This window comes from Ochrovirga pacifica, from assembly GCF_000220525.1.
GTDB lineage: Bacteria > Bacteroidota > Bacteroidia > Flavobacteriales > Flavobacteriaceae > Ochrovirga > Ochrovirga pacifica.
In genome coordinates this window covers 67,069-87,390 of the sequence record NZ_AFPK01000043.1, presented here as the reverse complement: position 1 = coordinate 87,390, position 20,322 = coordinate 67,069, and the positions used below count along the sequence as shown (strand labels likewise).

General features: G+C 33.4%; 18 protein-coding genes. 8 read left to right on the top strand and 10 right to left on the bottom strand.

Annotated elements, in window-relative coordinates; genetic code table 11:
* Position 1: 1 nt before the first annotated feature.
* Positions 2-1,030, bottom strand: coding sequence for a glutaminyl-peptide cyclotransferase (locus FS85_RS0108980; RefSeq protein WP_010135884.1), 1,029 nt, complete (start codon positions 1,028-1,030; stop codon positions 2-4).
* Between the two features lie 120 nt (positions 1,031-1,150).
* Between FS85_RS0108980 and FS85_RS0108975 the strand changes: the two genes are divergently transcribed.
* Positions 1,151-1,402, top strand: a complete 252-nt coding sequence (locus tag FS85_RS0108975) for a type B 50S ribosomal protein L31 (protein WP_010135882.1) — start codon at positions 1,151-1,153, stop codon at positions 1,400-1,402.
* 89 nt (positions 1,403-1,491) lie between these two features.
* Here the strand turns inward: FS85_RS0108975 and FS85_RS0108970 are convergent, their stop codons facing one another.
* The 5 genes from FS85_RS0108970 to mtaB form a co-directional block, all read right to left on the bottom strand.
* On the bottom strand, positions 1,492-4,122 hold the full coding sequence (locus tag FS85_RS0108970) for a GH39 family glycosyl hydrolase (RefSeq protein WP_010135881.1): 2,631 nt from the start codon (positions 4,120-4,122) through the stop codon (positions 1,492-1,494).
* Positions 4,123-4,132: 10 nt separating this feature from the next.
* Positions 4,133-4,822: a fibronectin type III domain-containing protein gene (locus tag FS85_RS15405; protein WP_010135880.1), complete on the bottom strand. Its 690-nt coding sequence runs from the start codon at positions 4,820-4,822 to the stop codon at positions 4,133-4,135.
* 139 nt (positions 4,823-4,961) lie between these two features.
* Positions 4,962-5,870, bottom strand: a complete 909-nt coding sequence (locus FS85_RS0108960) for a lytic transglycosylase domain-containing protein (protein ID WP_010135879.1) — start codon at positions 5,868-5,870, stop codon at positions 4,962-4,964.
* A gap of 49 nt (positions 5,871-5,919) precedes the next feature.
* A complete protein-coding gene (locus FS85_RS0108955; protein ID WP_010135878.1) occupies positions 5,920-6,570 on the bottom strand; it encodes an alpha/beta fold hydrolase in 651 nt (216 codons plus the stop codon).
* A gap of 9 nt (positions 6,571-6,579) precedes the next feature.
* A complete protein-coding gene (mtaB, locus tag FS85_RS0108950) occupies positions 6,580-7,938 on the bottom strand; it encodes a tRNA (N(6)-L-threonylcarbamoyladenosine(37)-C(2))-methylthiotransferase MtaB (RefSeq protein ID WP_010135877.1) in 1,359 nt (452 codons plus the stop codon).
* Between the two features lie 105 nt (positions 7,939-8,043).
* On the opposite strand from mtaB, the gene FS85_RS0108945 reads away from it, so the two are divergent.
* The 5 genes from FS85_RS0108945 to FS85_RS0108925 all read left to right on the top strand — a co-directional run bounded on the left by FS85_RS0108945 (position 8,044) and on the right by FS85_RS0108925 (position 12,316).
* Positions 8,044-9,645: an ABC transporter substrate-binding protein gene (locus FS85_RS0108945; RefSeq protein ID WP_033194661.1), complete on the top strand. Its 1,602-nt coding sequence runs from the start codon at positions 8,044-8,046 to the stop codon at positions 9,643-9,645.
* Positions 9,642-9,977, top strand: a complete 336-nt coding sequence (locus FS85_RS0108940; protein ID WP_010135875.1) for a tRNA-binding protein — start codon at positions 9,642-9,644, stop codon at positions 9,975-9,977. The genes FS85_RS0108945 and FS85_RS0108940 overlap by 4 nt, the downstream gene beginning before the upstream one ends.
* A gap of 97 nt (positions 9,978-10,074) precedes the next feature.
* Complete coding sequence (locus tag FS85_RS0108935) at positions 10,075-11,433, top strand: MATE family efflux transporter (protein ID WP_010135873.1); 1,359 nt, start codon at positions 10,075-10,077, stop codon at positions 11,431-11,433.
* Between the two features lies 1 nt (position 11,434).
* Positions 11,435-11,665 carry a hypothetical protein gene (locus FS85_RS0108930; RefSeq protein ID WP_010135872.1) on the top strand — a complete coding sequence of 77 codons (231 nt, stop codon included), beginning with the start codon at positions 11,435-11,437 and terminating at the stop codon, positions 11,663-11,665.
* Between the two features lie 30 nt (positions 11,666-11,695).
* A complete protein-coding gene (locus tag FS85_RS0108925; protein WP_010135871.1) occupies positions 11,696-12,316 on the top strand; it encodes an L-threonylcarbamoyladenylate synthase in 621 nt (206 codons plus the stop codon).
* Between the two features lie 53 nt (positions 12,317-12,369).
* On the opposite strand, the gene FS85_RS0108920 is transcribed toward FS85_RS0108925, so the two are convergent.
* Together FS85_RS0108920 and mnmE are read right to left on the bottom strand one after the other, a co-directional pair.
* Positions 12,370-12,726: a hypothetical protein gene (locus FS85_RS0108920; RefSeq protein WP_010135870.1), complete on the bottom strand. Its 357-nt coding sequence runs from the start codon at positions 12,724-12,726 to the stop codon at positions 12,370-12,372.
* 307 nt (positions 12,727-13,033) lie between these two features.
* A complete protein-coding gene (gene mnmE / locus FS85_RS0108915; RefSeq protein ID WP_010135869.1) occupies positions 13,034-14,425 on the bottom strand; it encodes a tRNA uridine-5-carboxymethylaminomethyl(34) synthesis GTPase MnmE in 1,392 nt (463 codons plus the stop codon).
* A gap of 256 nt (positions 14,426-14,681) precedes the next feature.
* Here mnmE and FS85_RS16125 point away from each other — a divergent pair, with 256 nt between their 5' ends.
* Positions 14,682-16,637 (top strand): sulfatase-like hydrolase/transferase, encoded by a 1,956-nt coding sequence (locus FS85_RS16125; protein ID WP_010135868.1) that lies wholly within the window; start codon positions 14,682-14,684, stop codon positions 16,635-16,637.
* 99 nt (positions 16,638-16,736) lie between these two features.
* On the opposite strand, the gene FS85_RS0108905 is transcribed toward FS85_RS16125, so the two are convergent.
* Positions 16,737-17,750, bottom strand: coding sequence for an aldo/keto reductase (locus FS85_RS0108905; RefSeq protein ID WP_010135867.1), 1,014 nt, complete (start codon positions 17,748-17,750; stop codon positions 16,737-16,739).
* Positions 17,751-17,786: 36 nt separating this feature from the next.
* On the bottom strand, positions 17,787-19,286 hold the full coding sequence (locus FS85_RS0108900; RefSeq protein WP_010135866.1) for a bifunctional ADP-dependent NAD(P)H-hydrate dehydratase/NAD(P)H-hydrate epimerase: 1,500 nt from the start codon (positions 19,284-19,286) through the stop codon (positions 17,787-17,789).
* Positions 19,287-19,360: 74 nt separating this feature from the next.
* On the opposite strand from FS85_RS0108900, the gene FS85_RS0108895 reads away from it, so the two are divergent.
* A complete protein-coding gene (locus FS85_RS0108895; RefSeq protein ID WP_033194660.1) occupies positions 19,361-20,224 on the top strand; it encodes a hydroxymethylglutaryl-CoA lyase in 864 nt (287 codons plus the stop codon).
* The last annotated feature ends 98 nt before the right edge of the window (positions 20,225-20,322 follow it).

Below are 20,322 nucleotides of genomic sequence, written 5' to 3'. Positions count from 1 at the left end.
TTTATTTTACAATTTCTATTTCAAACAACTTGTCCCAATTTTTTCCTGTAACATATAGCTTTTTTTCTGTTGTATGATATGCAATTCCGTTTAATACCTTATCTGTAGACTGTGCAATGGTTTTGTTTTCTAACTCTTTTGTTAATCCTTTTAGGTTGATAATAGCCTCTACAGCTCCATTTTTAGGATTGATGATTAGAATGGCATTTTTGGTCCATACGTTGGCATAAATTTTACCTTCTACATATTCCAATTCGTTAATTTCTTCTACACGACGAGTATTGGTATATACTTCTATATGATGCGTTTCTTTTCCAGTTTTTGGATCTAAAAACCATATTTTTTCAGTTCCATCAGATTTAATCAAATGGGTGTTATTGTGTGCCAATCCCCAACCTTCTTTGCTTTGGTGATAATTGAATGTGTTAACAACCTTAAAAGTTTTGGCATCGTAAATAAACCCCATGTTAGACTTCCATGTTAATTGGTATACTTGATCGTTAAAAAAAGTAATTCCTTCACCAAAATACTTGTCAGCCAGTTTTTGTTCTTGTAGCACTTTTCCCGTTTCAAGATCAACTTTTCTTAATACCGATTTCCCATTTTGTCCAGTTCCTTCATATAGATTTCCATTGTAAAACTCCAAACCTTGTGTAAATGCCTCTCGATCGTGAGGGTAAGATGCAATTACTTTGTAATTTAAGATTTCAGGTCTTTTTTTTGCTAAGAACAGAATATTTTTTTCTTTATAAACGGTATCACTTTCTTGAACCAAGCCAACTTTTAATAGGTGATTTCCTAGTCGATACTCATTAATAGAAAGCTCTAATTGTTCATCTGTACCAACTTTTTGATTATCTAAATAGTAGATAATTTTCATATTTTCCTGTAAAGGCATGTTTATTTGTGCCAATAATTTTTGATGAATTTGTATTTTTTCAGGACTTTCTAACGCAAAATCAATTTCTTTTTGACATGAACTAAGACCTGAAAAGGCTAGTAAAACGTATAAATATGGACGTAATTTCATAATATATCTATAAAACAGCGAGTTTGATGTAAATTATTTCTTTTTATATTTTTATTATTCAAAAATATGGTTAAATTTGCAGTCTCAAAAATAAAACACAGTTAAAACATACATATAATTATGAAAAAAGGGATACATCCGGAGAATTATAGAATGGTAGCTTTTAAAGATATGTCTAACGATGATGTATTTTTAACTCGTTCTACTGCTAATACAAAAGAAACAATTGAGGTTGATGGTGTTGAATACCCATTAGTGAAAATGGAAATTTCTAGAACTTCTCATCCTTTCTATACAGGAAAATCTAAATTGGTTGATACTGCTGGACGTATCGATAAATTTAAGACTAAATACGCTAAATTTAAGAAATAATTTAGTTTACATACTACATAAAAAATCCGTTGAATATTTTTCAACGGATTTTTCTGTAATATACTTTTTCTCCCTCCCTGTTTTAAAGTCTATCTTTTATAAACCTTAAAATTGCTTTGTATTTCATTTGTTGTTACAGAAACTACATAAATTCCTGAAGCAATGCTTTGGGTAGGTACAACTAGTTGCTGATTTTTTATAAAAACTGACTTCTGATAAACGATACTTCCTGCTAAGTTACGAATTATAATAGTTGCATGTTGACTAAAATCGTTGATTAATCGCAATTTTAGTTCTTTTTCAAAAGGATTTTGTATCGTTTCTATGCTTGGGGAAAAATAAAATTCTTTTACAATCGTTTCTTGACAGTCTTTGTTGCTCTTTACTTTTAAAATGTTTTTTCCATTTTTTAGCGTTAGTTTTACGCTTTCTAAACTTGTATGTATACTTTGGTCGTTAAAATGAATCTTGTATGTATCGGCACCCGATAAGTATAAAGATAGCGCTCTATTTTGAATTACGTTAGAAACATTTAATGTTTCAGCTTCATCAATATGAATTTGAAATTTTTGTGAAAAGCTGGGAGCATCAATACTTGTAATATGAAGTTGGTAATTTCCTGGTGTTAAATTTTCTAAAGTATACGATTTAGTAAAGTTAAATGTTGTTTTATTATTCAGGACCAAAGTGTAGTTAAGCTCTTTTTTAGCAAAAATTTCAACTTTTCCATTAGCATTGCCTTTACAATTTACAGCGTGACTTAAAATTGTAAAGTTATCATTGCTGATTTGAACTCCTTTTTCTTTACTTCTGATAATTTCACTTTCAAAAGACTGAACTTGTAAAGCTAAACTGCTAATAGTTCCTCCTTGATCTGGAAATGTAATAGCAATCTGATTGCTTTCTTGAAGCATGGTATAAGGAACAGAAATTTCTAGCACTCCAAAAAATTGATCTCTACCACTTTGTTCATTTCCTCTCCAGTTTTGGGGAACTACAATATTATTTCCATTGATTGTAATCGTAGGTTTTAAAGATTTTCCGTGTTCTCTTCCAACTCCTAAACGTAGTGTTGCTTCTCCAAAAACAGAACTAACATCTACATTTACAATAGAAAAATCAACAGTTTTCTGAGTATTAATTTTTTGATTGTAGGTGGTAGCGTAGTATTTTTTTTCGTACGAGGTTTCAGAAATGTCAATATTTTTATCAAACGTATATTCTAGTAATATACTTGCTTCCCTACCAATTTGTAAGCTGTGGATATTATTAGTTGTGGTGTAGGTGTCCAAAGCAGGAACTCCAGAGTTTTCTGCATGTAAATGTTTTACATTAATTTCTGTGATTTGAGCACCATTAAAACCTTGTGTATTAATATCAATAGTACGTGCTGTGTGATGTAAGTTGTTGATGATCAAATAAGCTTTATTACCGTTTATATAAGCATCTACTTGTGTGTCTAAATTGCTGGCTTTGGTGTCTATCCTAGTTCCTTTTACTGATTGCCAAAATTCAAAAAACTTAACTAGCTCTGTGTAGACATATTCATCACCAGTTTCACCTTGCAATTCTTTTTTTTGTCTGAACAATCTATGTGCGTATTTAATACTAGAATCAGTAGGATGATTCCACCAATTTGCTTGTAGAATCATAAAAGGCAAAGCTTGATCTATTACATTAGGACGTTCTAATAATTGCATAATCATGGTATTAAAAGAACGCAAATTATTCCAATCTCTTTCTTTGGTGTAACGCTCTCCTTCGGTATTTAAACATCCATATTCCGATATGCAAAAAGGTTTAATTGTTCCTAGTTTTAGCATCTGGTAATGTTCTACCATGTCTAAAATAGCTTCTACATTGCTACCAGCTCTGTATTGGCCTTCTTCTGGAACTTGTTGAACGTTATCGTACAAGTGTAAGGAAAAAAAGTCCATTTCTTCTCCGGCAATGTCTATAAATGTTTTCCAGTTTTTGTTCCAGTGGTTAAAGTCAGCTGCTTCATAGGCTGGATGAGCTGCACTATAGCCTCCTACTTTTATATTGGGGTTTAGTTCTTTAATTCTTTTAGCGACAACTCTGTACATTTCAGATAAATTTTCTCGAGTGGTGCCTAAGTTATTCGCTTTTACAAAAGGTTCATTCATTACCTCTACATAAGTAGGTTGTGGTTGCCCTGTGTTTCCTCCATTTCCAAAAAAGTATTTAAAATAATTGGCAAAGTATTCTGCCAAAGGTTTGTAGCCATCTTTAGCCATGTACCATTTGGCATTTTTGGGACCAATGCTTTTGTAGTTGGTGTACATACTTTCTTGACCTCCCATCATATAATGAGCAATTCTGTTTTCGTAAGCGTGCTCTGAGGTATTGGCTTTGTATTTGTTGATGGCCTTAAGCCCTTCGGATTGAATATGTTCAATATCAGGCCATCCAGGTTTGTTAGGATCTTCTTTTAAATTGCTATAAAACCAAGGCAAAGAACCATTATTTCTACCTAGGTATACATCGTACCTTTCTAAAAAATCTTGTTTGTAAGTTTCACTGGGCCATTCATTATCGTCTATACTAGCGTGTAGCATAATGTATTTTTCTCTGTCAAAAGTAGATACATCTCCTACTTGATGCTTGATGTGAAAGTTGACATCAATAATATCTTGAGCAGAAAGAGAGAAACTAATCAGACTATATAGGCCAAATAAAACTGTAATTCTTGCTTTCATAAAACGAGAACTAATCACCTGAGGTGAATTCAAACAGATTAGAAATGGAAATATTTCCTTTAGTGTCTTTGGTATATACTCTCCAGAAATAGTGCGTGTTTGCGTTTAAAGAAATTGTAATGGTTTGGTTACTTGTTGTTTCTTGCAAAACAAGATTGTTTTCATCGTTCCCTAAGTAAATTTCATAAGAGGCAATATCGTTGTCATTATCTTCTCCTTTCCAAGAAAAAGTTACATTGCTAGACGTTGTTGTGTCCTTTTGTAATGGGCTAATTAAAGAGGCCGGGTAAGGTACATGGTTTACTTCTCCTTCGGCAGCATTGTAAAAAGTCCAATGTTCACTTTCAGCAATCAAATCGCTCTCATTGGTTCTAGAAATTACATACCAAGAATAGCTGGTGTCTCTGTCTAGTGTTACTACAGCCTGGTTGGTGTTGTAGTTTTCTTGACTAGATTGAGTGGTAGTCAAGTTAGTAATAACCAAAGTATAAGAATTTGTAAAGTTAGATTTGTTCCAGCTTAAGGTTACTTCACTTTTGGTGATGTCATCTAATACGTTTCCTTGGTTGCATGGCTCATTGTTTACAGGAGATACCAATTGAGCAGCTGTTGGTTGAACTTTCGGAGTGTTTTGATTATTGCTTTTGCTACATGAAAATGCAAACGCTGTAAGTAATAAGTAGAATAGTGTTTTTTTCATTAGATTGTAATTAAAACTTGAGATAAATTTAATTACTAATCTACAGAAAATAGAAAACATACGATTTGACTTGTATAACAAATAGCTTTAATTTGATAATAAAAAAGATCAAATGTTGTGTTTTCAATACTAAAATCTACTAGTTGTTGACAATTGCCTTTTCAGTAGGTATTTTAATCTCGTATAGTTTTCTAGAAGCGTTGTTTAGTCTGTTTTCTCTTAACCAAGGATTCAGAATTTTTAACTCTTTGTAATTGGTTTCAAAGTCCAAAGCAAAATCTGCAATGTTTTGAATTACGGTATCTACCTGAACAGTTTTGTGTGGTGGTAAAGTGTATAAATCTTTTTGATCAAACATAAATCCATAATCATAAGGCTTTGATAAAATTTCTTTAATAGCAATAATTCTCGGAATATATCTAGAGGTTTCATCAGGCAAAAGAACGTCGTAATAAGAATTTACTTTTTGTTCTTCAAGCCTTCTTTTTAGGCCGTTAATTCCTACATTATACGCAGCAGCTGCAGCAGTCCAAGTTCCAAACTCTTCTTTGGCTTTTAATAAATATTGACAAGCGGCTTGTGTCGCTTTTTCTAAATGATAACGTTCATCTACATTGCTGTTTACTTCCAAATCATATTCTTTGGCAGTGGCCGGCATTAATTGCCAGAAACCTTTAGCACCGGCTGGTGATGTTACGTTTTGCAAGCCACTTTCTATTACCGCTAAGTATTTAAAATCATCAGGGATATTATTTTTCTTTAAAATCGGTTCTATAATAGGAAAGAACTTTTTAGATCTTTTAATCAGCAACAAACCGTTAGATTGCCAGTATGTGTTTACTAAAAATTCTCTATCTACACGTTCTTTAATATCATGTTGATGTACAGGAACTGTTTCATTTGCAAACCATAAATCTTTAGGATGTTTGATTGCTTTTATAATGTATGATTCCCCTGTTTTTTTGGTAGATGGAGTTGCTTTGATAAAACAAGATATCAAAATAACTATGGCAAGACTTGACACTAAAACAGAAAGAATTTTTTTCATAAAAAGTGGTGGTTTATGTTGAGATTTAAGACTAACAAATCTACAAAAATTAAGCCATTTTATTAAGCAAAAGCTGTTGTAATGTGTGGCTTTTTGTCAAAATCATAGCGTGACTTCCGTTTTTAATCTCGATAAAATCACTTAAGTATTTATGTGGCAAAATAGGATCTTTGGTGCCGTGTATGTGAATAAGCTTTACAGATTGTTTGCATTTCCAGTTAAGAAAGGTGTGTATTGCCCAGCGTGTATACACTGTGTTTCTGATGGGTAAAAATGTTCTGTAAGTTTCTAAAGTTTTTCTTATCCTTTTTGAGCTCAAAGAATAGATTGTTTTTTCTAAAAAATTAACCAAGCTAGGCGGGTATAACCTATACAATTTAGTGTTGACTAAAAACGTAAAAAAAGGTCGCTTTTCTTGTTGATGCTTGATGCTGGAAATGATAATGACTTGTTTGGTGGAAATTTTTAAAGCAATTTCTTGTGCTATAATTCCTCCAAAAGAAACCCCCACAACAATCGGATTAGGATGCTGTATTTGCAGCAGCAATCTATCTATGTATTTTGCTAAAGGCTCTTTGCTATCAAGGGGTTGTAGCCAATCCAAGTAATAAACATCGTATAAATGTTTAGGCAAATGGATACGTTCAAAAATTTTTGAACTGGCAGACATTCCAGGAATAAAGTAAACCGCTTGTTTCAAAGGAGAGTGTTAAAGAATTTCACTCAAATTTACGTTATTTTCTACAGGTTTGTCAATCCAATCAAAACGAACCAAACCATCTTGATCAATTTCAGTAAGAGTTACTTGATGTAGTTCATTAACCAAACGAGGATTCCAAGGTGTTTTTACTTTGACGTAATTTTCTGTAAATCCGTGAATGTATCCTTCTTTGTTTTCGCTTTCAAACAATACAGTGTGATCAGTTCCTAGCTGAGATTCGTAAAAAGCCCTACGTTTTTTTACAGACAAACCTCTTAGCATTTTACTTCTTTTGGCTCTTACTTTTTTAGGAACTACATCTTTCATTACAGCTGCCTCAGTATTGTCTCTTTCAGAATATGTAAATACATGTAAGTAAGAGATGTCTAGTTCGTTTAAAAAATGGTAGGTTTCTAGAAATAATTCATCTGTTTCACCAGGAAACCCAACAATTACATCTACACCAATGCAAGCATTGGGCATTACTTCTTTTATTTTTTGCACTCTATTTACATACAGATTACTTAAATAACGACGTTTCATTTTTTTTAGAACCTCATCGCTACCACTTTGTAAAGGAATATGAAAGTGAGGTACAAAACTTTGAGAAGTACTTACAAAATCAATGGTTTCATCTTTTAGTAAATTGGGTTCTATAGATGAAATTCGCAATCTGTGAATTCCTTTTACTTGGTCTAGTGCTTGTACCAGTTCGTAAAAAGTATGTTCGTGCTTTTTATTGCCAAATTCTCCTTTTCCATAATCTCCTATGTTTACACCTGTTAGTACAATTTCTTTAATTCCTTTTTCAGAAATTTCTTTAGCATTGTTTAGTACATTTTCTAAAGTATCACTTCTAGAAATTCCACGTGCCAAAGGAATAGTACAATAAGTACATTTGTAATCACATCCGTCTTGAACTTTTAAAAAAGCACGAGTTCTGTCTCCAATAGAGTAGGAACCAACATAAAAATCTGCATCTTCAATTTCGCAAGAATGTACTTCTCCTAAGTCGTTTTTAGACAAATCGTTGATGTAATCAGTAACCTTAAATTTTTCTGTAGCTCCTAAAACCAAATCTACTCCATCAACCGCAGCCAATTCTTCTGGCTTTAGCTGAGCGTAGCAACCTACAGCAATTAAAAAAGCCTGTTGGTTTTGTTTTAAAGCACTTTTTACTATAGTTTTAAAACGTTTGTCTGCATTGTCTGTTACAGAACAAGTGTTAATTACATATATATCAGCACATTCTTCAAAATCTACACGTACAAAACCTTCGTCTTGAAAATTACGTGCTATGGTAGATGTTTCAGAAAAATTTAGCTTGCAACCTAAGGTGTAAAAAGCGACTTTTTTTTGCGTCCTCATTCTTGTAAATTTACGGGGGCACAAATATACGTTTTTTTAGCGATATAAAAGCTTGATTTGAGAGAGTGATGTGTATAATGATTTCATTTTTAGTAAATTAATATAATGAAGAAAAGAATAATAGTTTCTTGCTTATTAAGTGTCTTGCTAATGGCATGTGAAAAACAGGTGCAAAAATACGACGATACGCAAGTTTTTAGATACAATGAAAAAGACAATATTACTTCTTTAGACCCTGCATTTGCAAAAAACGAACCCAATGTATGGGCTTGCAATCAATTGTTTAATGGTTTGGTTGTTTTTGATGATTCTTTGAATGTACTTCCTTGTATCGCCAAATCGTGGAAAATAGAAAATCAAAATAAAACGTATCAATTTACCCTTAGGGATGATGTGTTTTTTCATAAGAATGCAGTTTTTGGAAAGGATAGTACTAGGCAAGTAACTGCACACGATTTTGAGTATAGCTTTCGTCGCTTAATGGATCCTAAAGTAGCTTCTTCAGGTAGATGGGTGATGCAATCTGTTAAAGAATTTAAGGCAGTAAACGATTCTGTTTTTAGCATTGAACTCCATCAACCTTTTCCTCCTTTTTTAGGGTTATTGTCAATGCAATATTGTTCTGTTGTTCCCAAAGAAGCAGTAGATTTTTATGGTGCTGATTTTAGGTCTCATCCTATAGGAACTGGACCCTTTAGTTTTAAGATGTGGGTAGAGAATACCAAGCTAGTCTTTAGAAGAAACCCCTTGTATTTTGAGAAAGATACCAAAGGAAATCAATTGCCTTATTTAGAAGCAGTAGCTATTACTTTTTTTGCAGACAAACAAACGGAATTTATGCATTTTATTCAAGGTAAGTCAGACGTGTTAAACGATTTACACACATCTTACAAAGACGAATTGTTATCGTCCAATGGAGCCTTATTGCCTAAATACCATCAAAAAATACAATTAGATAAAAGTCCATATTTAATTACGGAATACATCGCTTTTTATTTAGAAGGAGCTACTGTAGAAAATCATCCAGACATAAGAAAAGCTGTGCAATTGGGGTTTGATAGAGCCAAAATGTTACGCTATTTACGAAACAATATAGGCCAGCCAGCTACTGGTTTTATCCCCAAAGGTTTGCCTGCTTATTACGGAGATACTATAGATAACTATCAGCCTGAAAAGGCAAAACAGCATGTGGAAAATTACAAAAAAGAAACTGGAGATTTACATCCAAAAATAACTATTAGTACCAATTCTAGTTATACAGATTTGTTTGAGTTTGTACAAAGAGAATTGCAGGGAATAGGATTGCAGGTTGTATTGGAAGTTTTACCATCACCTGTACTAAGACAAAAAAAAGCCAACGGAAAATTACCTTCCTTTAGAGTTGGGTGGATTGCTGATTATCCTGATGCAGAAAATTTTTTATCACTTTTTTACAGTAAAAATATGGCTCCACAAGGCCCCAATTACGCTCACTACAGTAACAAAGACTACGATAAGTTGTACGAAAAAGCAATGGCGACCACAAACCCTGAAAAAAGAGTGGAAATTTATAAAAAAATGGATCGTATTATTTTGGAAGATGTGCCTGTTGTTCCTTTGTTTTATGATGAAATTATTCGTTTTAAACATCAAAATGTTAAAGGATTAACGACCAATCCAACAAACTTGTTAAATCTAAAAAAAGTATATAAAACCCCTAAAAAATGAATGAGATAACTTGGAGTGATTTTTCTAAAGTAGACATGAGAATCGGAACGATTGTTAGTGCAGAAGTTTTTAAAGAAGTAAGAAATCCAGCCTACAAATTACGAGTAGATTTTGGAGCGTTAGGAATTAAAAAAACATCGGCACAAATAACACAATTGTATCAGCCAGAAGAATTGATAGGAAAACAAGTGGTTGCTGTGGTTAACTTTCCGCCCAAACAAATTGCCAATATGATGAGTGAATGTTTGGTAATGGGAGGATTAGGAACAGATAAAGACGTGATTTTAATTCATCCAGAAAGAAAAGTACCTAATGGAACAAAAATAGGATGATTTTTAAGCAAATGTTAAATACGTAGAAGCCAGTTGATATTCCCCTTTTAGCTGTTTTAAGTTTGTATATTTGCACGAATTTTATTTGGAGAATACCATGGATTTAAGGCAGTATACAAGGGAGTTTAAAACCAATATTACTATTGCAATTCCTGTAATGCTAGGGCAGTTGGGAAATGTATTGGTAGGTTTTGCAGATAACATTATGGTAGGAGAGTTAGGAGCCCCTGCTTTGGCAGCAGTTTCTTTAGCTAATTCTATCTTTTTTATTTTAATGGGGCTTGGAATTGGATTTTCTTTTGCAATTACTCCCTTAATTGCAGAGTCAGACGGTGCTAAAAATTACTTAGAGGGTAAGAAAAATTATCAGCATGGAGTGGTGTTGTCTACTCTTTTGGGAATTGTATTAACTCTAATTTTACTTGCAATTCAAGAATATATGCATCAAATGAATCAGCCTGAAGAAGTAGTGATTTTGGCTTTGCCTTATTACAAAATCATTGCATACTCTATGATTCCACTATTAATTTTTCAAGCTATTAAACAATTTACAGATGGTTTGAGCCAAACCAAATATGCGATGATTGCTATTTTGGTGGCCAATTCCATCAATGTATTGCTAAACTACTTGTTGATTTATGGAAAATGGGGAGCCCCAAAATTAGGAATCGATGGTGCTGCTTACGGAACATTAATTTCACGTGTTTTAATGATATTCATTCTTTTATATTACATCGCAAAAAATAAAGCTTTTGCTCCGTACAGACTTGCTGTTTCATGGTTTCATTTAGAGAAAAAACGTGTTGTACAAATCTTAAAATTAGGGTATCCAGCTGCGTTTCAGATGTTTTTTGAAGTAAGTATTTTTGCTTCAAGTGTTTTGTTAGCAGGTTTGTTGGGAACACAAGCACAAGCGGCCAATCAGATTGCACTAAACTTATCTACCATGACCTTTATGATTGCAACAGGAATGAGTGTTACAGCTACTATTAGAGTCGGGAATCAAAAGGGGTTAAAAGATTATATAAATCTAAAAAGAATAGCTTTATCAACTCTTTTTTTAATGATTATTATTGCCATTATTGCAGCCATAGGGTTTATGAGCTTAAGAACTTATTTGCCGTGGGTGTATATAGAAGATAAAGAAGTGGTGAATATTGCTGCAAAATTATTAATAGTAGCAGGTTTGTTTCAAATTTCAGATGGAATACAAGTAGTGGTAATTGGGGCTTTACGTGGTTTGCAAGATATGGTAGTTCCTATGTGGATGGTGTTTTTTGCTTATTGGGTAGTTGGTTTTCCTTTTTGTTATTATCTAAGCATTAAAACAGATTTGGGAACTTACGGAATTTGGCTTGGTTTATTGATTGGTCTTACAGTGGCATCAATATTATTGTATTTTAGGTTTCAACAACTCACAAAAAGATTAATTTTGTCAAATCAAACAAAAGATTAAAATGGAATTACCAAGATTTTTATTAGGGGATAACACCAACAACCCAGAAGATATTTTTGTTATACATACAGATTTTCCAAGGTTTATCATCAATTTAAAAGATGATGAAATTGAGCTTTGGGATGATTTAGAAGGTGCCGATGAGGAAGAGTTGTCTATACAAGTAGCTCAGTTTATAGAAGAAGCTTCTGAATTTTATGATGCTGAAATGGAAAAATATTCAGAATCGTAATTTTTTCTAAAAAATAACGACCAATGTAATATGGCTGAATTGATTAAAATATATCCAGAAAATCCTAACGAAAGGGAACTACAAAAAGTGGTAAAAGTATTACGAGAAGGGGGACTAATTATATACCCTTCGGACACGGTATATACATTGGGGTGTGATATTTCTAATTACAAAGCAATGGAACGATTGGCCAAAATTAAAGGAATTAAGCTAGAAAAAAATACCTTTTCTTTTGTATGTAATGACCTTAGTCATTTGTCGGATTACGTAAAACCTATAGACAATAGTACTTTTAAGTTGTTAAAAAGAAGCTTACCTGGGCCCTATACCTTTGTTTTGCCTGCTATAAATAATTTACCCAAAGCTTTTAAAAAGCGTAAGACCGTGGGAATTCGTATTCCTGACAACAATATAACAAGAGAGATTGTAAGATTGTTGGGGAGCCCTATTGCATCGACTTCTATAAAAGATGACGATGAAGTTATAGAATACACTACCGATCCAGAACTTATTTATGAAAAATGGGAACATTTGGTAGATGTAGTTGTTGATGGAGGATATGGAGACAATGTAGCCTCTACGGTTATAGATGTAAGTGGTTCTGAACCTGAAATTATCCGAGAAGGTAAAGGTGAAACGGCAATTTTTTAATTTTCACAAGTTCTTATACAAAGCTCAATGGATGTTAGCAATCTACTTAAGTTTTAGTATTCATTTTCTTCCTCATATCTTTCAAATCTAAAATTTTGAGCCATAGGAATTGGTTTGTGTGTATAATTGGGACTGTCTATAGTAAAAGAACTAACGTAAACTTCATCAATTAAAAACTCCCAAAAAATAGAAACGTTAATGGCACCATATCGCTCAGAGGTATAATGGATACTTTCTATGGTGGCATACAAAGGTTCTTCTCCATACTTGGTTTTATAATCTGTTTTTAAAAATTCTTCGAACTGAGCAGCAGAGACCAGTTTACCTTCTAAAATATGTTTAGAGGTTTGATGTGTACAACTTATTACACGTCCTTTTAATTTTGGAAATTCTTTTATCTTAAAAGACATAAAACAACTTTTTAGACACAAACCTAATCATTATACATGTGCTATATATGCACAAAACATTTTCATGATGCATGTGCACATATTTATCTTTTGTAAGATTTGGAATTAAAAACGTTTTGCAATCTTACATAATGTTGCCTTTTTTATTTGTACATCTTTTGAAAACAAAGTAGTAGTGAGGTGTACTTTTACTGTACCAATACTACCAACAAGAGTATTTTAAGAGAAAAGAATTGTCAAACTGTTTTTTTATAAAACACTGTTTGTTAGCGTTTCATAGTTTTTTGTTTTCCTTTGTTGGACAGTCCTATTTTCCAATACAAAAATTTGCGAAAATATTTCCTAACAAGTCGTCTGTAGTGATTTCACCAGTAATTAAGCCAAAATAGTACAAAGCTTCTCTAATATCTATAGAAAGCAAATCTCCAGAAATATTACCTTCCAATCCCTCTGCTACTTTGTTAATTTCGTTCAGAGCTTTTAACAAAGCATCGTAGTGTCTAGAGTTGGTAACAATGGTATCACTATTGTTCAATGCTCCAATGTTAACTAGTTTTGTTAGTTCATTGGTTAGTGTTTCTATACCGGCTTTCTCTTTAGCAGAGATGGTAATCAATTCGGGGATTTCTTTTTTTAAAGCTTGTTTTTGTGTTTGGCTAATGGTGTCTGCTTTATTTCCTATTACAATCAATTGTTTTTGCGGAAACTTGTTTTGTATTACCTTAATTTCTAACTTTAATACACTACTTTGTGCAGCAAATTTTTGAGTATCTAGCAAGTAAATGACAACCTGAGCTTGCTGAATTTTTTCAAATGTTTTCTGAATACCAATGCTTTCTACCACATCTTTGGTGTTTCTAATTCCAGCAGTATCTATAAATCGATAAGTAACTCCATCAATAATAATTTCGTCCTCTATAGTGTCTCTAGTAGTACCTGCAATGTCCGATACAATGGCACGTTCTTCGTTTAATAAAGCATTTAGAAGGGTAGATTTTCCTACGTTGGGTTCTCCTACAATAGCTACTGGAACTCCATTTTTAATTACATTTCCTACAGCAAAAGAATCAATCAGCCGTTTAAGAGTAAGTTGAATTTTAGCAATCAATTTTTTGAATTCTGAACGGTCTGCAAACTCTACATCTTCTTCAGAAAAATCTAATTCTAAAGCAACTAGAGAGGCAAAATTTACCAATTCATTTCGTAGTTTTTGAATTTCATTAGAAAAACCTCCTCTCATTTGCTGCATCGCTAATTGATGAGAAGCTTTAGAGTCTGAAGCAATTAGGTCTGCTACAGCTTCAGCCTGAGATAAGTCTAATTTACCGTTAATAAAAGCTCTTAAAGTATACTCTCCTGCATCGGCCATTCTAGCTCCTTTTTGCAGCAAAACTTGTAAAATCTCTTGTTGAATATAAATAGAACCGTGACAAGAAATTTCTACGGTGTCTTCTCCCGTATACGAGTGTGGATTTTTAAAAACAGACACCAATACTTGGTCAATAGTGTGTTTTTCGTCTTTAAAATGTCCCAAATGCAAAGTATGGCTTTGCTGATTTATTAATTTTTTGTCAGTTTTGATAGATTCAAAACATTGGTCTGCAATTGTTATAGCATCGGGTCCAGAAATACGTATTACGGCTATTGCTCCTACACCTGATGCAGTTGCTAAAGCAACAATGGTGTCTTTTGTTATCATAGCACAAAAATACCGTATTGTTAAGGAGATGGCAAATTTTACGTTTTAATTTTAGTTAAATGCAATGACACTATTTTTTTAAGAAACACATGGCTAAGATAAACCTAAGGTTAAATGGAACTATTAAGAATGTAGCTTGTTGCTTGTTTGTAGTCAATATAGTGCTGTGTTGGTTTTGGTGTGCTTGTTAATTTTGTAAAAAAATGATACTGATACTGTCATTTTTATAATTAATACAAACTATTACTTAGTAAATATGTGTAAAAAATATTTGTTCTTTATTTTTTTATTGACGGTTGTAGGTCAATATAATGCCCAAAGCACCAAAGGAAGTCGTCCTAACATTATTGTTATTGTAGCTGATGATTTAGGTTATGCAGATGTTGGTTTTAATAGAGATGCTAATTTTCCAGCAGAAAAGGGAGTTATTCCCACACCTGAGCTAGATCAATTAGCAAACAACGGAATTATTTGTACCAACGGTCATGTTGCTCATCCTTTTTGTGGGCCTAGTAGGGCTGCTTTAATGACAGGTGTTCAACCAAGTAGAATAGGAGTACAGTACAATTTACCCAATGATATTAATACTTCTTTAGGAATTCCATTAGAGGAGACTTATTTTCCAAAAATACTACAGCAAAACAACTATCATACAGCTGCTTTTGGAAAATGGCATTTGGGATTTACTCAAGGAAAATACCAACCTTTAGACAGAGGTTTTGATTACTTTTTTGGATTCTTAGGTGGTGGAAAAGCATATTTTGAACGTGAATATGAAGATTTGTATTACAGAAGGTTAGGAGGGAGTAATCCCGTTACAAATGAATATCAAGACCCATTGCAAAGACAACGTGATTATGTTGCAAAGGACGAATTCAATCAAGATGAGTATTTAACAGATATTCTAACAGATGAAGCCATTAACTACATTGCAGAAAACAAAACAAAATCAGACCCCTTTTTTATGTATGTAGCTTACAATGCACCGCACACACCTTTGCAAGCACCTGCTGAAGAGATTGCTCAGTTTAAAGAAGAAAATCCAAATTTTGAATCTTTGGTTAGAAATAGTGATTATTTAAAGGAGTCAGGAGCTTACGAATTGGATAAAGTAGAAAGAGAGCTGAAAAAAGTAAAAGACTACGACTATAATAGTCTTTCATCCTCTGAAAAAGAAGAAAAAGTAGCTGATTATAGAGAACACTTGTTAGATAAATTTACCGAAAGCAGAATTGTATATGCCACAATGGTAAGCAATATGGATAAGAATATTGGTAGAATTGTAGCAGAGTTAAAAAAAGATCAAAAAGTTTTTGACAATACAATGATTGTTTTTTTAAGTGATAATGGAGGATATACATACAGTAAAGGTGCTGTAAATCATCCATTGTATGCGTTAAAAGGTAGTGTTTTTGAAGGAGGACACCGAGTGCCGTTTTTTATTCATTGGCCTAACAAAATCAAATCACCTAAAAAATACAAATACCAAATTAGTTCTTTGGACCTGTATCCAACACTGGTCGATTTGGCTGGTGCTTCAGTTCCATCAACCAAAAAATTGGATGGACTGTCTTTTATGGATAAGGTTTTGGATAATAAGCAGATAAGACCGAATAATGATCCAATTTACGTGCTTAGACCTTTATTTAGTTTTCATGCAGTTGCTATTAATTCCAATCCTTACAAAGCTGTAAAAAGATCGAAGAACTCTAAGTGGGAATTGTACAACATAGAAACGGATCCAGGAGAAACGAACAACTTAGCCAATACCAATTCGGATGTTGTAAAAGAACTAAAAGCCAAAGGAGTTGATTTTGTAAAGGAGTTTAAAAATGTAAAACCGCTTTGGTTCGATCATGAACGTAATGGGGGGCATCCACATAGATCTTTGTGGTTTAGTACCGAAGAGCTTCCTAATTATGATGGAGCTTTCGGAACTGACGAATTGTCTTTGTCGGTATTAACCAATTATAAGAATAAAAAAATGAGATTGTATCCCAATCCATCGGAAGGAAAATATACGGTAGATTTTCAGGTAGATTACCAAGAATTAGAGGTAAGATTATTTGCTACTACAGGACAATGGGTAGCTACAATGCAAGTTTCTAAAGAAAATCCTGTATTAAATATGTCTCATTTATCTAGTGGAAATTATATAGCGTTGTTTTCAGGAGGAAATGAAATTTCGGTAGAACAACTGATAAAGTTATAGATTAAGTTAGTTTTTTGTAAAAGGGGAGTAAGTAGATAAGTTTACTTTCCTTTTTTTAGCAAAAGAGGAAGCATTTTTGGTGATGCTTCCTCTTTGTTTTTAGCTTAAAATTTGATCAATCTTAGCCAATTCTTCTTCAGAAAAAAGAGTGTTTTCTGTAGCTTTTATATTTTCCTGTAATTGTTCAGGACTGCTAGCTCCTACCAAAACAGAAGTAATAGCAGGTTGTGTTAAAATCCACGCAATGGCCATCTGTGATAATTTTTGACCTCTGGATACTGCCAATTCGTGCAGTTGTTTTATTTTTTCTAAGTTTTGAGTTACAGTATCGGTTTGTAAGTACGTTTTGTCTTTTCCTGCTCTAGAGTTGGCTGGAATTCCATCAATATACTTATCAGTTAACATTCCCTGTGCCAAAGGAGAAAACACAATAGAACCTATTTTTTCATTTAACAAGGTTGGGAACAACGTTTTTTCTCTACTACGCTCAAACATAGAGTATTTAGATTGATGGATTAAACACGGAGTGCCTAAGTCTTTTAAAATTTTATGAGCGTTTAAGGTTTCCTCGTGGCTGTAGTTAGACAAACCGATGTATAAAGTTTTTCCTTGTCTAACCATTAAATCCAAAGCAGCCATGGTTTCTTCTAAAGGAGTTTCGGTATCGGGTCTGTGGTGATAAAACACATCTACATAATCTAAGCCCATGCGTTGTAAACTCTGATCAAGACTAGCAACTAAGTATTTTTTAGAACCATGATTTCCATAAGGACCAGGCCACATGTCGTACCCTGCTTTTGAGGCTATAAATAGTTCATCTCTGTAATTGGCAAAATCTTTTTTTAAGATGCGACCAAAATTTTCTTCGGCACTTCCGTAAGGAGGACCGTAATTGTTGGCTAAATCTAAGTGAGTAATTCCTAAATCAAACGCTTTTTTTAAGATGTTTCTTGCGTTTTCAAAAGAGTCGTAAAAACCGAAGTTATGCCACAATCCTAAAGAAATTTTAGGCAATAAAACGCCACTGTTTCCACAACGATTGTATTGCATTTCTTGGTACCTTTGGGGGGTGGGCACATAAGGGGTTGGATTCGATTTGTCGTTGATATTCATGGTTTATAAATTTGCTCACTAAAGTACAATAAACGATTAGATATGCAAAGTTGCTTTTTCAATATACTTTACTAAATCAGTAGCTGTTATGGATAACATTCCTTGTTCCTTAATTGCCAAATCTCCCGCCAGACCATGTATATAAACTCCAATCATTGCAGCATGTAAAGGCGAGTAGTTTTGAGCCAACAACCCTGTAATCATTCCTGTTAGAACATCACCACTGCCTCCTGTTGCCATTCCAGCATTTCCGGTACTGTTAAAGTATATGGTTCCATCCGTATTACCAATAGCCGTATAAGCTCCTTTTAACACTACAATACATTGGTTCTTTTTCGCAAACTCTACTAAGAGCTGTTTTTTTTCATAATCACTATTAAAGTTTCCCACCAACCTTTCGAACTCTTTGGGGTGCGGTGTTAGTATACTTCCTTTAGGAATTAGAGAAATCCAATTTTTGTTTTTAGCAAGGATATTTAGGGCATCAGCATCTAGTACCATAGGTTTTTGATTTGTTTGTAGTACGGAAAGTAAAAAAGACTCCGTATCTGGATGAGTTCCCATGCCAGGTCCAATTCCAATCGTTTTCTTTTGATTCTTGTAAACACCAGCTAAATAAAACTCACAATCAGCAGTACCTGTCCACATGGCTTCAGGCACGGAAATTTGTAGAATTTGCATTCCGCAAAACGGAGTGTGTGCTGTAGCAAGTCCAGCTCCTATTTTTAAACTAGCTTTTGTTGCTAGTACAATAGCTCCCATTTTTCCTAAACTACCTCCTATAAGTTCTGTATGTCCGTACGTACCTTTGTGAGAAAAAGCGGCTCTCTTTTTTACAATAGGAATCAAGTCTTTGGCCTGTAAATAGAAAAAATCTGTAGCAAGTTTTTCTTTATGTTTTTTAGATAAATTAATGGATAATAATTTCCATTGACCCACATAGCTTCCGGTTTCAGGAAGTAAAAACGATAGTTTAGGTTGCTCAAAAGTTAAAGTATAATCGGCTTTTAAAATGGTGTTTTCTTGATGGAATCCGGCTATTTCGCTAGGCAATCCTGTAGGAATATCAATAGCTATTTTGATGTTTTTTAGCGAATTGATAAAATCAATCAGATATTTACAAACACCACTTAAAGGTCTGTTTAACCCTACACCTAAAACACTATCTATAATTACAGAATGGGCAGCAATACAAGGAAAATCTTCTTTTGATTGTAAGTAATGTACTTGGGTTGATTTTGCTAGCAAATCCAAATTAGATTTAAAATCTTTACTAGTTTTGTTGTCATATTGTACTACATAGACAGCTATTTTATAGTGTTTTTTTATTAGCATTCGCGCTATTGCTAAACCATCATCGCCATTGTTTCCTAGGCCACAGAATAAAGTAAAATGGGTGTGAGTAGAAAAGTGGTTGCTAAGCCAGCGTGTACACTTTTGGGCAGCACGCTCCATTAATTCTAAGGAAGAAATTTTTTGTTCTGTTATTGTTTGTTGATCTAATTCTTTGATTTGTTTGCTAGTAAAAATTTTCATAGTAATATGCTTTCGTTTAAAAATAGGAATTTCTTTTGGTCAGACAATTTAAGATTGTTGCTATCTTTGAAATTATGTTACAGCAACCCCAACCCGTAAAAATTATAGAATGTCCTAGAGATGCCATGCAAGGAATCAAAACTTTTATTCCCACAGATCTCAAGGCTAAATACATCAATGCCATTTTACAATGTGGTTTTGATACGGTTGATTTTGGAAGTTTTGTATCTCCCAAAGCTATTCCCCAAATGGCAGATACTGCCAAAGTGTTGAACAAATTGGAATTAGATATTACGCAAAGTAAATTATTAGCCATTGTGGCCAATGCTCGTGGGGCAAAAGATGCTTGTGTCTTTGAAGAAATAACTTATTTAGGTTATCCTTTTTCTATTTCTGAAATTTTTCAAGTAAGGAATACCAACAAAACCATTGCTCAGAGTTTTGAGCTATTAAAAGAAATTATTGAAATAGCACACAAGCATAACAAACAAGTGGTTACGTACTTAAGTATGGGGTTTGGAAATCCGTATGGAGATCCTTGGAACGTAGAAATAGTAGGGCAGTGGGTAGAAAAATTGGCAGGTATTGGAGTACAGATTTTGTCTTTATCAGATACCGTAGGTTCTTCTACCCCCGAAGTTATACGATATTTGTTTTCACACCTTATACCAGCATATCCTCAAATAGAGTTGGGAGCTCATTTGCATACTACACCCCATCAATGGTACGAAAAAATAGCTGCTGCATACCAAAGTGGTTGTACAAGATTTGATGGTGCTATTAAAGGATATGGGGGCTGCCCTATGGCTACAGATGCTCTAACCGGAAATATGCCTACAGAAAAAATGTTGTCTTACTTTACACAACAAAAAGTAAGTACAGGAGTTAATAGCCTCCGTTTTGAAAGTGCTTATAATGTAGCTTTGCAAATTTTTTAGTTATTTTTTAGGTTTTATTTATAATAAATTAAAATAATATTTGCTTATTTAGATTTGGTCTGTATATTTGTATCCGAAATAATTAAAAACAAGTCTAA